The organism is Arenimonas sp., from assembly GCF_041913985.1.
Classification (GTDB): Bacteria; Pseudomonadota; Gammaproteobacteria; order Xanthomonadales; family Xanthomonadaceae; genus Arenimonas.
Window position 1 is genome coordinate 23,231 of sequence record NZ_JAYSEG010000032.1, and the last position, 14,004, is coordinate 37,234.

Here is a 14,004-nt window from a genome sequence, read left to right on the forward strand (position 1 = left end):
GTTTCCGGACAGCCGCCTGGCCGACAATCGGGGGATGAGCATCGAACTGACCGATTTCGCCCGCCGGCGCCTGTTCCCAGGCGACGGCCGCCGCACCGCCATCCAGGACATCAGCCCCGCGCAGTTCGTGGAGCGGCTCAACGCCGAGCCGCCCGAGCGCGTGCTGCCCGGCTACGCCGACTTCTGCCGATTGCACGCGCACCGGAACTGGACCTCGACCAAGTGCTCGGCGGTCGCCATCACCGACGAGAACCGGCACCTGCTGCGCAGCGCCTACGAGGCCCGCACGCCGGACGAGCTGCCCGTGCTGGTGCGCTGGTTCGAAGGCCTGGAACCGCCGGTGGCCAACTACCTTGTGCCCATCCTCTACAGCCGCGAACAGATGGCGAAGGAGGGCACGCCCATCACCGCCGACTGGGGCATCGTGGGCTGCCTGTACACGATGGCGCCGGAAGAAATCCCCATGGTGCCCATCACCATGATGCGCAACGCCCTGGGCGTGGAAGAGGGCGGCAGCGGCGTGCCGCTGGACCGCGAAGCCTACCGCCGTGCCGCGGCGTTCTGGTCGGCCCACGCGAACTGGCGGTAGGGTTTTTGCCACGGCCAAAAAGAAACGGGCGCCCGAAGGCGCCCGTCCATTGGTGCGATGACGCGATGGATCAGTAGCGGTAGTGGTCCGGCTTGTACGGGCCTTCCACCGGCACGCCCAGGTAGGCCGCCTGCGCGTCGGTCAGGGTGGTGAGCTTCACGCCGATCTTCTCGAGGTGCAGGCGCGCCACTTCCTCGTCCAGCTTCTTGGGCAGGATGTAGACCTTGGCCTCGTAGGTGTCCTTGTTGGCCCACAGGTCGATCTGCGCCAGGGTCTGGTTGGCGAAGGAGTTCGACATCACGAAGCTCGGGTGGCCGGTGGCGCAGCCCAGGTTCACCAGGCGGCCCTCGGCCAGCAGGAAGATCGAGTTGCCGTTGGCGAAGGTGTACTTGTCCACCTGCGGCTTGATGTTCAGGCGGGTGGCGCCGGAATTGTTCAGGCGGTCGACCTGGATCTCGTTGTCGAAGTGGCCGATGTTGCACACGATGGCCTGGTCCTTCATGGCCTGCATGTGCTCGAGCGTCAGCACGTCCTTGTTGCCGGTGGTGGTGACGTAGATGTCGCCGCGGCCCAGGGTGTTTTCAACCGTGTTGACCTCGAAGCCTTCCATCGCGGCCTGCAGGGCGTTGATCGGGTCGATCTCGGTCACCACCACGCGGCAGCCGTAGGCGCGCAGCGAGTGGGCCGAGCCCTTGCCGACGTCGCCGTAGCCGCAGACCACGGCCACCTTGCCGGCCAGCATCACGTCCATGGCGCGCTTGAGGCCGTCGGCCAGCGACTCGCGGCAGCCGTAGAGGTTGTCGAACTTCGACTTGGTGACCGAGTCATTGACGTTGATGGCCGGGACCAGCAGCTTGCCGGCCTCGAGCATCTGGTACAGGCGGTGCACGCCGGTGGTGGTCTCTTCCGAGACGCCCTTCCAGTCCTTCACCACGGTGGTCCAGAAGCCCGGGCGCTCCTTGGCGACGCGCTTGAGCAGGTCCTTGATGACCTGTTCCTCATGCGAACCCGAGGGCGAGTTCACCCAGGTGGTGTCGCCCTGCTCGAGCTCGTAGCCCTTGTGGATCAGCAGGGTCACGTCGCCGCCGTCGTCGACGACCAGCTGCGGGCCCTTGCCGCCCGGGAAGCTCACGGCGTCCAGGGTGCAGTCCCAGTACTCTTCCAGCGTCTCGCCCTTCCAGGCGAACACCGGGGTGCCCGACTTGGCGATGGCCGCCGCGGCGTGGTCCTGGGTGGAGAAGATGTTGCACGAGGCCCAGCGCACGTCGGCGCCGAGGTCCTTCAGGGTCTCGATCAGCACGGCCGTCTGGATGGTCATGTGCAGCGAGCCGGTGACGCGCACCCCCTTGAGCGGCTGGGCGGCGGCGTACTTCTTGCGGATGGACATCAGGCCCGGCATTTCCTGCTCGGCGATGTCGATTTCCTTGCGGCCCCAGTCGGCCAGGGACAGGTCGGCGACCTTGTAGTCGTGCTTGAGGTTAACGACAGCGTTCATTGGGTATAGCTCCGTTGGTTGGCGACGCCGGCCGGGCAGGGGCCACGGGGGTCGCACGTTAACGGGCGCGGTTGCAATTGGAACCTTCGCCGAGCCTGATCCCTTGCCCGCGTTGCGCGGGCCGGGCTTGCAGCGCCCCTCGGCGGGGTGGGCCCTCGCGGGCCGGCGCACATTGTATCGCCTGTTCGCGATGGGGGGATGAATTCGGCCGGTCGGTGGCCTTGAAAGGAAACGGGCCGCTTCCGCGGCCCGTTTGCCCTCTCCCCGGCCCTCTCCCTGAGGGAGAGGGAGGTGGAGCATTACTTCTTGAGGCCAGCCGCCTTGCGCAGGGCTTCGGCCTTGTCCGTCTTCTCCCAGGAGAAGGCGGTGGCCTTGTGCTTCTTGCCCTTGCCGTCGGTGTAGGTCACTTCGAAGGGCTTGCGGCCGAAGTGGCCGTAGCTGGCGGTGAGGCGGTAGATCGGGTGCAGCAGGTCCAGCATCTTGGTGATGCCGTACGGGCGCAGGTCGAAGTGGGCGCGGATCAGCTTCTCGATCTTCTCGTCGCTGATCTTGCCGGTGCCGAAGGTGGTGACCGAGATCGAGGTCGGCTCGGCCACGCCGATGGCGTAGGAAACCTGCACTTCGCACTTGTCGGCCAGGCCGGCGGCCACGATGTTCTTGGCCACGTAGCGCGCGGCGTAGGCGGCCGAACGGTCCACCTTCGACGGGTCCTTGCCGCTGAACGCGCCGCCGCCGTGGCGGGCCATGCCGCCGTAGGTGTCGACGATGATCTTGCGGCCGGTCAGGCCGGCGTCGCCCACCGGGCCGCCGATCACGAAGTTGCCGGTCGGGTTGATGTGGATCTTCGACTTCGGCAGCGCCTTCAGCCACGCCTTCGGCAGCACCGGCTCGAGGATGTGCTTCATCACGCCCGCGACGATGTCCTTGTGCTTCATGCCCGGGTCGTGCTGCGTGGACAGCACCACGGCGTCGAGGCCGACGATCTTGTCGTTCTCGTAGCGCAGGGTCACCTGGCTCTTGGCGTCCGGGCGCAGCCACTTGAGCTTGCCGTTCTTGCGCACCTTGGCCTGCTGCTCGACCAGGCGGTGCGAGTAGTAGATGGCGGCCGGCATGAATTCCGGCGCCTCGTTGCAGGCGTAGCCGAACATCAGGCCCTGGTCGCCGGCGCCCTGTTCCTCGGGCTTCTTGCGGTCGACGCCCTGGTTGATGTCGGGCGACTGCTTGCCAATCATGTTGATGATGGCGCAGGTGTGGCCGTCGAAGCCGACGTTCGAGTTGTCGTAGCCGATGTCGTTGATGACGCCGCGCGCCAGCGCCTCGATGTCGACCCAGGCGGTGGTGGTGATCTCGCCGGCGACGATGGCCGCGCCCGTCTTGACCAGGGTTTCGCAGGCCACGCGGGCCTTCGGGTCCTGGGTCAGGATCGCGTCCAGCACCGCATCGGAGATCTGGTCGGCCATCTTGTCCGGGTGGCCTTCGGAGACCGACTCGGAGGTGAAGAGGTAGCTGGACATCGTCGCTTATATCCCTTGATTGAGATGAAAGGATGGGTGGGGGCGCGAATAATACACCCCCCGGACCCGGGGTGCATCCTGCGCTCCCCGGTGTTGCCCATTTGTTAAGCCCCGCGCTTGGCCCGGCGGACGGATGGGGTTAGGGTCGGCCTGCCACCCCCGGCCACATGAGGAGAAAACCCGCATGCGAACCCTGTCGCTTCCCGTCCGTCCCCTCGTCGTCGCCCTGGCCCTGTCGGGCCTCGTCGGCTGCGCCAGCTACGTCAAGCGCGAGGACTTCGACGCCACCGTCGCCGAACTGCGCGCCGCCGACCAGGCCCAGTCCGAGCGCATCGACCAGCTCCAGGCCAGCCTGGAGGAACGCTTCAGCCAGTACGACGCCCGCATCGCCCGGTTCGAGGGCCGCCTGCACGTCGAAACCACCGCCCACTTCGAGTACGGCAAGGCCGAGGTGCGCGAGGCCGACAAGCCCATGCTGGCCGACTTCGCCAAGACCCTGGCCGAACACCACGACGGCGTGGTGGTGACCATCGAGGGCTTCACCGACCCGGCCGGCTCCGCCAGCTTCAACCAGCGCCTGGGCCAGCGCCGCGCCGACGCCGTGCGCGATTTCCTGGTGAGCCAGGGCCTGTCGGCCGAGCAAGTTCGCGCCGTGAGCTACGGCGAGGTGGACAACCGCCAGATCCGCCCCGGCGCCTGGGGCGACGAGGGCCTCGCCAACCGCCGCGTGGCGCTGGTGATCGACTTCGTCGAGGCCGTCGCCGCGCGTTGAACCCCGGGCCGGGGCGCCCGGGCCTGTCACGCGTTTGACGCCTGCGATTCACCGGCCTGAAAGGCGGTGCCGCCAAGCTGCGCGGCATCGCCACCGCCGGATGCCCGCATGCGTGACTTCCAGGCCCAGCTCGCCGAACGTTTTCCCCGCTGGTTCAACGGCCGCCGCGCCCGCCTGGTCGGGCCGCTGGTGCGCGGCTTCGGGCGGTGGTCGCGCCTGCCCGAGGCGGCCGACTTCCTCGAAACCCACGGGCACCTGCGCGGACTGGCCTTCGTCGAAGTGGCGCTGCGCTACCTGGACGTGCGCTACACCGTCGACCAGGTCGAGCGCGAGCGCATCCCCGAAACCGGGCGCCTGCTGATCGTCGCCAACCACCCCTGCGGCGCGCTCGACGCGCTGGCCCTGTTGCACCTGGTGGGCAGCGTGCGCCCGGACGTGCGCGTGCTGGCCAACGACCTGCTGGCGGCGGTGACGCCGCTGCGCGAGCTGATGCTGCCGCTGCGCATCCTGGGCGGCCGGCCCACGCCGGAGTCGCTGCGCGCCGTCGAGGAGGCGCTGGCGAAGGAGCAGTGCGTGATCGTCTTCCCGGCCGGGGAAGTCTCGCGCCTGGGCTGGCGCGGCGTGCGCGACGGCCGCTGGCGCCGCGGCTTCCTGCGCTTCGCCAAGGGCAGCGGCGCGCCGGTGCTGCCGGTGCGGGTGCAGGCGCGCAACTCGGCGCTGTTCTACGGCGTGTCCGCCCTGCACAAGGCCGCGGCCACGGCGCTGCTGCCGCGCGAGCTTTTCTCGCGCCGCGGCAGCCGCGTCCACCTGCGCGTCGGCCAGGCGCAGCGCATCGAGGCCGGCGAGCCGGATGCCACGGCGCTGCGGCGGGTGCGCCAGGCCCTGGCGGGCATCGGCTCGCGGCAAGAGCCCGCCAACGATGCCCCGGAGCCCCTCGTCCACGCCGTCGACCGCCGCCTGCTGGTGCGCGAGCTGGCCAGGCTGCCGCTGCTGGGCCGCACGCCCGACGGCAAGCGCATCCACGCCGGGCCGCTGGCCGCCGATTCGCCGCTGCTGCGGGAAATCGGCCGACTGCGCGAACTCACCTTCCGCGCGGTGGGCGAGGGCACCGGCAAGCGCCTGGACCTGGACGCCTACGACACCTGGTACGACCACATCGTGCTCTGGGACGGCGAGGCGCTGGAGATCGCCGGCGCCTACCGCGTGGCGCCGGGCGAGCGCGTGTACGCCGAGCGCGGGATGGAGGGCTTCTACACCGCTTCGCTGTTCACCTACCCCTGCCACCTGCTGCCGCGGCTGCTGCAGGGCATGGAGCTGGGCCGCAGCTTCGTGGCGCCGGCCTACCAGGGCAGCCGCAGCCTGGACTACCTGTGGCTGGGCATCGGCGCCTACCTGCGCACGCAGCCAGGGGTGCGCTACCTGTTCGGGCCGGTGTCGATCAGCGCCGACCTGCCGGTGGCCGCGCGCGAACAGCTGGTGGCGTATTACTCGCGCTACTTCGGCGCCGCCGGGGACGCCGAGGCCAATCGTCCCTTTCGCTTCCTGGCCACGCCGCCGTGTTTCGGCGAGCTGGGCGCCGACGACGCCTTCCGCGTGCTCAAGGCCAACCTCGGCGCGCTGGGCACCCGCGTGCCCACGCTCTACAAGCAGTACACCGAGCTGTGCGAACCGGGCGGCGCGCGTTTCCTGGCCTTCGGCGTGGACCCGGACTTCAATCATTCCGTGGACGGCCTGATCGAACTCGACCTGGCCCGCGTGCAGCCACGCAAGCGCCAGCGCTACCTGGGCGGCGGCGAGCCGGCCCTGGCCACGCCGGAGGTGGCGTGAGCGCGGCGGCGGTGGCGCGGCACCGCGCAGTGTTCGTTTCCGACGTGCACCTGGGCTCGAAGAACTGCCACGCCGCCGAACTGGCCGCCTTCCTCGACGGCCTGCAGGCGCGCCGCCTTTACCTGGTGGGCGACATCGTCGACCTGTGGTGGCTGGCCCAGCGCCGCGCCGCCTGGGGCGCCGACCAGCACCGGGTGGTGGAATGCCTGCACGAACTGGCGCGCGCCGGCACCGAGCTGGTGTACGTGCCCGGCAACCACGACCGCCCCATCCGCCGGTTCTGCGGGCTGATGCTGCCGAACATGCAGGTGCGCCGCCGCGCCATCCACGTCCTGCGCGACGGCCGCCGCCTGCTGGTGACGCACGGCGACGACTACGACGCCGTCACCCACTTCGGCAACTTCCAGGAGCGCTTCGGCGACTGGCTCTACGACCGCATCCTGGCCGGCAACCGGCTCACCAACCTCGCGCGCCGCAAGCTGGGCCTGCGCTACTGGTCGCTGGCGGATTTCCTGAAGTCGCAAAGCGGGGCAGCCGAGCGCTACATCGAACGCTTCGTGCACGCGGGCCTCGGCGACGCGCGCCGGCGCGGCCTGGACGGCATCGTCTGCGGGCACATCCACCGCGCGGCGCTGCGCGAGGTGGACGGTCTGGTGTACGCCAACGACGGCGACTGGGTGGAAAGCCTGAGCGCCCTGGCCGAAGACGCCGCCGGCGACCTGGTGCTGCTGCGCCACGACGGCGCCGAGCTGGGCCGCCTGCCGGGCCGCGCGCCGGTGGCGGCGACCCCGCGGCTGGCTCAGGCGGCCTGAGCGGTGTCGGCGCGGCCGACCCAGGCGGCGTAGCAGCCCGCGCCGGCGTAGTGCGCGTGCAGGTAGGCGGCGCGCGGGTCGGCCAGCAGCTCGCGCGCGGCGTCCAGCATTTCCGTGCCCGGCACCAGCCGGAAGCCCCGCAGCCAGCCCTCGGCGTCGAAGGCGCGCAGCGACAGCGTGCGGCGGGCCAGCGCCGGCGGCACCTGGTTCACCTCGTCGTAGGGCGCGTGCGCGGCGAGGCGGAAGTACACGGCGTGGGCGGAATGGAAGGGCGTTTCGGCGTCCTGGTGGGTGTAATTCACCAGCAGCACGGTTTCGCCGGGCAGGGCGTCGTCGAGCGTGGCGCGGCAGGGGAAGCCGGGGGCCTTGTCGGCGACGCGCACGACGGCGCGGCGCGCGGCCAGTTCGTCGGGGCCGGCTTCGAACAGGGCGTGGAAGGGGGCGGGGTCGAGGCCGCGGATGCGGATGTCCATGGGGTGCTCCGTTTGGGGGTGGTGCCATGCTCCGCGCCGCCGGGGCACGCCGCTATCCGATTCTTGCGCCTCACGTGGCGACAACCCGTTGCCCGGTTAGCATCGGGGCCATGGATTCCCTCAGCCAGATCGTCCTGGGCGGCGCCGTCGCGGCCGCCATCGCCCCCGCCGCCCACCGCCGTGCCGCGCTCGCCGCCGGCGCCGCACTGGGCACGCTGCCCGACCTCGACTCGGTGCCCATGTGGTTCCTGGGCCTGGACCCGGTCACCAACATGACCTGGCACCGCGGGCCCTCGCATTCGCTGCTGGTGCTGCTGCCATTCGCGGCGCTGCTGTGGTGGCTGTTCAAGCGCGCCGGCGGCCGCGTGGCCGAGGCGCCCCAGCGCTGGTACTGGGCCATCACGCTGGCGCTGGTGACGCACCCGCTGCTCGACGCCTTCACCGTGTACGGCACCCAGCTGTGGTGGCCGCTGCCGCCCTCGCCGGCGATGTGGTCGAGCGTGTTCATCATCGACCCGCTGTACACGCTGCCGCTGTTGCTGGCCTGCGTATTCGCGCTGTGGCGGCCGTCGATGGCGTCGGCACGGCGCGCGCTGGTGCTTGGGCTGGCGCTGAGCACGGCGTACCTGGGCTGGTCGCTCGCGGCCAAGGCCATGGTGGAGCGCACCGCCGAGAAGGCGCTCGCCGCGCGCGGGCTGCAGGACGCGCCGCGCTTCTCGGTGCCCATGCCGTTCAACACGCTGCTGTGGCGCGTGGTGGTGATGACGCCGGACGGGTTCCTCGAGGGCGAACGTTCGCTGGTGGCGGACGAGGGGCCAATGGTGTTCCGCGAGTATTCGTCCGACGGGCGCGTGCTCGAGGGTGTCGCCGAACTCCCTGCGGTGCGGCGACTCCTTTGGTTCAACCACGGCTTCATGAAGGCCGAGGAACGCGACGGCCAGGCCGTGCTGTCCGACCTGCGCATGGGCGCCGAGCCCGACTACAGCTTCCGCTTCATCGTGGCCGAGCGCGCCGGCGAGGGCTGGCGCGAGGTGCGCCCGCAGCAGGCCGCCTGGCCCTGGGAAGCGCGGCGCCGGTTGGCGCAGATGTGGGAGCGGATCTGGGTGCAGCCCGAAGCCGGGCTTCAGGCGGCCGAGGCGAAGTCCGAAGCCGCGCCGGCTTCCAGCGCGTCGAAATAATCGCGGGTCAGGCGCAGCTGCGCCTCGGCGCTTTCGGCGCGGTTCACCACCGCGCGGAAGGCGGCGTTCTCGGGGCGGTCCTTCGCGTACCAGCCCAGGTGCTTGCGGGCGATGCGCACGCCGATTCCTCGCCGTAGAAGGCGTGCAGGTGCGCCAGGTGGCCCAGCAGCACGTCACGCACCTCGGCCAGCGTGGGTGGCGGCAGGTGTTCGCCGGTGGCCAGGTAGTGCGCCAACTCGCGGAAGATCCAGGGCCGGCCCTGGGCGGCGCGGCCGATCATCACCGCGTCGGCGCCGGTGTGGCGCAGCACGAAAGCGGCCTTCTCCGGTGAATCGATGTCGCCGTTGGCCAGCACCGGGATGCGCAGCGCGGCCTTCACCTCGGCGATGGTGTCGTACTCGGCCAGGCCGGTGTAGTGCTGGTCGCGGGTGCGGCCGTGGATGGCCAGCGCGGCGATGCCGCTGTCTTCGGCGAGGCGGGCGATGCGCAGCGCGTTCTTCTGGTCCGCCGCCCAGCCGGTGCGGATCTTCAGCGTCACCGGCACGTCCACCGCCGCCACCACGGCGGCCAGGATGCGCGCCACCAGGTCCTCGTCGCGCATCAGCGCCGAGCCGGCCCAGGCGTTGCATACCTTCTTGGCCGAGTACGGGATAGGTGGCGGACCATGGACGTTGGTCTTGGGCCCATGAGAGCAGGCTTTGAGGGGGTTTCCGCAATGTCCATGGTTGTACCCGACATTTGGCGCCAAATCGGCCGGTGATGTCCATGGTTACCGACGCGGGACGCCGTTTCCTGTCGGCACAGGACGCATCTTCCGCTGTTAGTCCATTGGCAATTCAATCGGGGGAGGCTTCAGTCCTCTGAGACCAGCAAACGAGGAGCTGGCGCAACAGGCAAAGACTCGCCTCCGCTGCTCAGCCACAAGTTTGGGGGCTGTAGTGGGCGAGGGCGCCCGAGTGTGCAGGGGCGGGGGTTAGCCTCCATCTCGTCCCAGTTTCTGAGACCACCTTTGGTCACGGTAAACACCCGGGCATAATCCGGGGACTGGTTTGGGGAGTAAGAGATGCCTTGGTTGGAGTGGCTTGATCGACATCAGGATGTGGCCCAAGCGGCCCAGGTCCCCTACCGCCTCCTCGAACCGATCCAGAAGCACAGTTACGGGGAGCCGGACAGCCCCAACATGCTGATCAAGGGCGACAACCTCGACGCCCTGAAATCGCTCCTGCCCTACTACGGCGGCCAGGTGAAGTGCATCTTCATAGATCCGCCCTACAACACCCGCAGCGCGATCTCCGACCACTACGACGACAACATCGAGCACAGTCAGTGGCTCTCGATGATGTATCCGCGCCTGCAACTGTTAAAGCGCCTCCTCGCCGAGGATGGATCGATCTGGATCACGCTGGACGACAACGAGGCGCATTACTTCAAGGTGATGGCCGATGAGGTCTTCGGACGAAAGAATTTCATCGCAACAATATGCTGGGAAAGCAGATACTCCCGATCGAACGACACCAGCTTGTCGTTGTCCCACAACTTCATTTTTGTCTACGCCAAGAGCGCTGAGAAATGGAAATCCGTGAGGAACAAACTTCCTCGGTCACCAGCTCAGGCGGCACAGTATAAGAACCCGGACAACGATCCCAGAGGTGCTTGGCGCGCGATTCCATTCGACGCACCCGGGGTTCGAGCGAACCTCGAATATCCGATCACCACACCGACTGGAAAAATCCGCAAGCCACCTCCCGGGCGACACTGGGCGCGCACCGAGGACCAATGGCTACAACTCGTAGAGGCTGGGCTAGCCTACTTCGGCAAGTCTGGCGACGGCGCACCGTCCTTTAAGCAGTTTCTCAACGAAGCCCCAGGCATAGTTCCTAACACTTGGTGGGAGCACGAAGACGCCGGGCATACCGATGAAGCACAGAAAGAGGGACAACTGCTGTTCGGCAGCAACACGTTCGAGACTCCTAAGCCAGAGAGACTTATCGAGCGGATTCTTTTGATCGCCACCAACCCGGGCGATCTCGTCCTCGACAGCTTCCTCGGCTCAGGCACCACAGCCGCTGTGGCCCACAAGATGGGGCGGCGCTGGATCGGCATCGAGATGGGCGACCATGCCGACACTCACTGCGTGCCGCGCATGAAGAAGGTCGTGGACGGCGAGCAAGGCGGCATCTCGAAGGATGTTGGCTGGGAGGGTGGCGGTGGCTTCCGCTACTACAAGCTCGGCGCGCCGGTGTTCGACGATCAGGGCCAGATCAACCCTGAGATCAGCTTCGAGCACCTGGCTGCTCACGTCTGGTTCGCCGAAACGGGCACGGCCCGGGCCAGTCGCGCCATGAAGTCCCCGCTGCTCGGCGTGCATGAGGGCGTGGCCTATTACTTGCTCTACAACGGGATCTTGGGCGACAAGCGCCCCGATGGCGGCAACGTCCTGACCTGGAAGCTGCTGTCCGAGCTCCCCGATCATGACGGCCCTTGTGTGGTCTACGGCGAGGCGAGCCGGATCAACGAGGAGCGGATGCGCCAGCACAAGATCGTGTTCCGCCAGACCCCCTACGACATCAAGGCACGCTAATGGAGCTGAAAACCTACCAGCGACGCGCCGTCGACGCTCTGCGTCAGTTCCTGGACCGGGCCAAGGTCTCCGAGCCTGGGGCCGCCTTTGCTGCCACCGTGGACACCCCTGGCGAGGACTACCGCCTCATCACCAACGATGCCGGCGAAGTCCTCACGAGCCTGAGCCCCGTGCCCTACGTCTGCCTGCGCATCCCCACGGGCGGCGGCAAGACGGTGCTGGGTGCCCACATCATCCGGGCAGCCGAAACTTACCTAGGCCGCGAGTTTCCCGTGGTTCTGTGGCTGGTGCCGTCACGTCAGATCAAGGAGCAGACCCTCGAAGCCTTCCGGGATCCGCGCCACCCCTATCGCCGCGAGCTCGATGAGGCCTTCTCGGGCCGGGTCAACGTCTTCGACATCGCCGACAACGGCATGATCCGTCCCTCGGACATTGCCGATGGCCTGTGCCTGGTCATCGGCACCATGGCGACGGCCCGTGTGGCCGACACCGAGATCCGGGACTTTTACGCCCACAAGGAAGACCTCGAACCCCACTTCATCGGCATGGTGGGCCATGAGGGCCTGGATCTGATCGAGGCCGGCAAACCCAAGTTCTCGTTTGCCAACCTGCTGCGGATCCATCGCCCACTGATCATCACGGACGAGGCCCACAACGCCAACACTGGCCTGGCCTACACCGTTTACGAGCGCCTGTCGCCGTCGGCCATCATCGAGCTCACGGCCACCCCGGACGTGAAGACCTCGAACATCCTGGTGCGCGTCTCGGCCTCCGAGCTCAAAGCCGAGGCCATGATCAAGCTGCCCGTGATCTTGAAGGAGCATCACGACGGTTGGGAGGAATGCTTGCAGGCGGCCCTGCAACGCCGGGCCTATCTCGAAGAGATTGCCGCGGGCGAGAACCCCGACTACGTGCGCCCAATCCTCTTGATCCGTGCCGAGAACAAGGGTGGCGTGGCCACGGTGGACGTGGTGCGCCAGCACCTCATTGAGAACGAGCTGATCCCGGAAGACCACATCGAGGTCGCCACGGGCGAAAGCCCGCTGTCGGCGAGCCTTGATCTGTTCTCCCCCACCTGCCCGGTGCGGGTCATCATCACCAAGGACGCCCTGAAAGAAGGCTGGGATTGCTCCTTCGCCTACGTCCTGTGCTCCTTGGCCCAGCAGAAGAGCGCCACGGCGATTGAACAGCTGCTGGGGCGCGTGCTGCGCATGCCCTATGCGCGGCTGCGCAAGCATCCCGAGCTCAACCGCGCCTACTCGCACGTGGTCAGCTCCTCCTACGGCCAGGCCGCTCGGGAGTTCACCGACGAGCTCGAAGCCATGGGGTTCAATCCAGTGGAGGCGGCTGAGGCCGTCCAGCCCGACTTGGATCTCAAACACGGGGGCGGTGGCGGCTTGCTCGAAGAGGTGTCGGTTCTGGTGCTCGACCAGGCACCGGATCTCTCCTCAATTCCCGACGCCGACCGCGAGCGGGTGATCATCGAGCCGCGACGGGATGCCAAGCCTGGCGTGGAGGTCACGATCAAGGGTGCGATTGATACGACCACCCAAGATGCCATCGTGGCCACGCTGGACCGTAGCCTGCGGGCCGAAGCCAAGCGGCGCCTCAACCTGCACAACATCCGGGCCAACTACAAATCGACCCCAGCCTCGCGCCAGGTGGAGTTCAAGGTGCCGCGCTTGCTGTTGCGCCAGGGCTCCTTGCTGCTCGACATCGACCCCGACATTCTTCTCGACGCGCAGGGCTGGGACATCAACGACTATCCGGCTGACCTGTCGACCTTCGCCTACAACCCGGCGACTAAGACTTTCTCTCTGGACATCCACGGTGACACGGTGGAATGGGAGGAGACGCCAGAGCCCCAGGTGGCCTACATGAAGGGCCTGGCCGGGGCCTGGACCATCGACGAACTCGCCTTGTTCATCGATCGCCGGATCCGCGCCCTGGATATCCCGCAGCCGCGCCTGCTGGCCTGGATCCGAATGGGGCTGCAATCCCTGCTCGATCGGGGCTTCTCCTTGGAGCAACTCGTCCGGGGCAAGTTCATCCTGGCCCGTATGCTGCACGCCCGGGTTGGCCTGGCCCGCCAGGAGGCCAGCAAGTCGACCTACCAGGACGTAATGTTCGGTGATGCGCCGCCGGTCGAGGCGCCCATGTCGCATGCCTTCGCGTTCGATCCCAACAGCTATCCGCAGCGGTGGCTATGCCCGTCGACCCATCGATGGAAGAAGCACTACTACGCCGTCCCCGGCGAGCTCCCGCACAAGCGCAGTGGCAACAAGACCGCTGAGGAGTATGACTGCGCCCTGGTGATCGACAGTCTGCCAGAGGTGGAGACCTGGGTACGTAACCTGGACAAGCGCCAGTTTTGGATCCCCGGCCACCCCCACAACGCCTACCCGGATTTCGTGGCCAAGCTCACCGACGGCCGCGTCCTCGTTGTCGAATATAAGGGCGGCGATCGCGTAAGCAACGACGACAGCAAGAAGAAGAACCTCATGGGCCTGCTCTGGCAGAAGACGTCCCGGGGGAAGGGCATCTACCTGATGGCCATGCCGGCGAGCGTCCATCCGAAGGGGTGGAGCATTGAGGAGCAGATTAAGAAGGCAATATGGGCCGGAGTAGAGTGATGATGGGCAGGGTGCGAAAGTTGTTTGGGCTGCTATAGGCGCTCATCAAATCCTATCTATTCACCGCCATGTCTGGTGTTGATGCGCGCCCAAAATTGACCATCCCTGCGCGTTGAAAATTGACCAGGGC

Annotated in this window: 10 protein-coding genes, 1 pseudogene and 1 riboswitch; of the genes and pseudogenes, 7 read left to right on the forward strand and 4 right to left on the reverse strand. The window is 67.6% G+C overall.

Features of this window, described 5'->3' with window-relative positions; genetic code table 11:
- The first annotated feature begins 34 nt into the window (after window positions 1–34).
- Window positions 35–589, forward strand: a complete 555-nt coding sequence (locus ACE3Q2_RS10890; RefSeq protein ID WP_231696737.1) for a DUF3228 family protein — start codon at window positions 35–37, stop codon at window positions 587–589.
- Between the two features lie 70 nt (window positions 590–659).
- Here ACE3Q2_RS10890 and ahcY read toward each other — a convergent pair whose 3' ends face one another.
- Together ahcY and metK are read right to left on the reverse strand one after the other, a co-directional pair.
- Complete coding sequence (gene ahcY / locus ACE3Q2_RS10895) at window positions 660–2,084, reverse strand: adenosylhomocysteinase (protein ID WP_231696736.1); 1,425 nt, start codon at window positions 2,082–2,084, stop codon at window positions 660–662.
- A gap of 56 nt (window positions 2,085–2,140) precedes the next feature.
- A riboswitch (S-adenosyl-L-homocysteine riboswitch) is annotated at window positions 2,141–2,231 on the reverse strand.
- 152 nt (window positions 2,232–2,383) lie between these two features.
- Entirely contained in the window at window positions 2,384–3,598 is a 1,215-nt protein-coding gene (gene metK / locus ACE3Q2_RS10900; protein WP_231696735.1) for a methionine adenosyltransferase, read from the reverse strand.
- Between the two features lie 184 nt (window positions 3,599–3,782).
- Between metK and ACE3Q2_RS10905 the strand changes: the two genes are divergently transcribed.
- The 3 genes from ACE3Q2_RS10905 (at window position 3,783) to ACE3Q2_RS10915 (ending at window position 7,009) form a co-directional block, all read left to right on the forward strand.
- Window positions 3,783–4,370 (forward strand): OmpA family protein, encoded by a 588-nt coding sequence (locus tag ACE3Q2_RS10905; RefSeq protein ID WP_374474020.1) that lies wholly within the window; start codon window positions 3,783–3,785, stop codon window positions 4,368–4,370.
- Window positions 4,371–4,478: 108 nt separating this feature from the next.
- Window positions 4,479–6,197 carry a GNAT family N-acyltransferase gene (locus ACE3Q2_RS10910; protein ID WP_231696733.1) on the forward strand — a complete coding sequence of 573 codons (1,719 nt, stop codon included), beginning with the start codon at window positions 4,479–4,481 and terminating at the stop codon, window positions 6,195–6,197.
- Complete coding sequence (locus ACE3Q2_RS10915; protein WP_231696732.1) at window positions 6,194–7,009, forward strand: UDP-2,3-diacylglucosamine diphosphatase; 816 nt, start codon at window positions 6,194–6,196, stop codon at window positions 7,007–7,009. Before ACE3Q2_RS10910 ends, ACE3Q2_RS10915 begins: the two co-directional genes overlap by 4 nt.
- Here ACE3Q2_RS10915 and ACE3Q2_RS10920 read toward each other — a convergent pair.
- Window positions 6,997–7,482, reverse strand: coding sequence for a DUF1203 domain-containing protein (locus ACE3Q2_RS10920; RefSeq protein WP_231696731.1), 486 nt, complete (start codon window positions 7,480–7,482; stop codon window positions 6,997–6,999). The genes ACE3Q2_RS10915 and ACE3Q2_RS10920 overlap by 13 nt on opposite strands.
- Window positions 7,483–7,592: 110 nt before the next feature.
- Here ACE3Q2_RS10920 and ACE3Q2_RS10925 point away from each other — a divergent pair, with 110 nt between their 5' ends.
- Window positions 7,593–8,660, forward strand: coding sequence for a metal-dependent hydrolase (locus ACE3Q2_RS10925; RefSeq protein ID WP_374474021.1), 1,068 nt, complete (start codon window positions 7,593–7,595; stop codon window positions 8,658–8,660).
- On the opposite strand, the pseudogene ACE3Q2_RS10930 reads toward ACE3Q2_RS10925, so the two are convergent.
- Window positions 8,606–9,300 (reverse strand): annotated as a pseudogene (locus ACE3Q2_RS10930) (tRNA dihydrouridine synthase); the annotation flags it as partial. The gene ACE3Q2_RS10925 and the pseudogene ACE3Q2_RS10930 sit on opposite strands and share 55 nt — an antisense overlap.
- A gap of 423 nt (window positions 9,301–9,723) precedes the next feature.
- Here ACE3Q2_RS10930 and ACE3Q2_RS10935 point away from each other — a divergent pair.
- Both ACE3Q2_RS10935 and ACE3Q2_RS10940 read left to right on the forward strand, forming a co-directional pair.
- On the forward strand, window positions 9,724–11,241 hold the full coding sequence (locus ACE3Q2_RS10935; RefSeq protein WP_374474022.1) for a site-specific DNA-methyltransferase: 1,518 nt from the start codon (window positions 9,724–9,726) through the stop codon (window positions 11,239–11,241).
- Window positions 11,241–13,874 (forward strand): DEAD/DEAH box helicase, encoded by a 2,634-nt coding sequence (locus ACE3Q2_RS10940; RefSeq protein ID WP_374474023.1) that lies wholly within the window; start codon window positions 11,241–11,243, stop codon window positions 13,872–13,874. The genes ACE3Q2_RS10935 and ACE3Q2_RS10940 overlap by 1 nt, the downstream gene beginning before the upstream one ends.
- The last annotated feature ends 130 nt before the right edge of the window (window positions 13,875–14,004 follow it).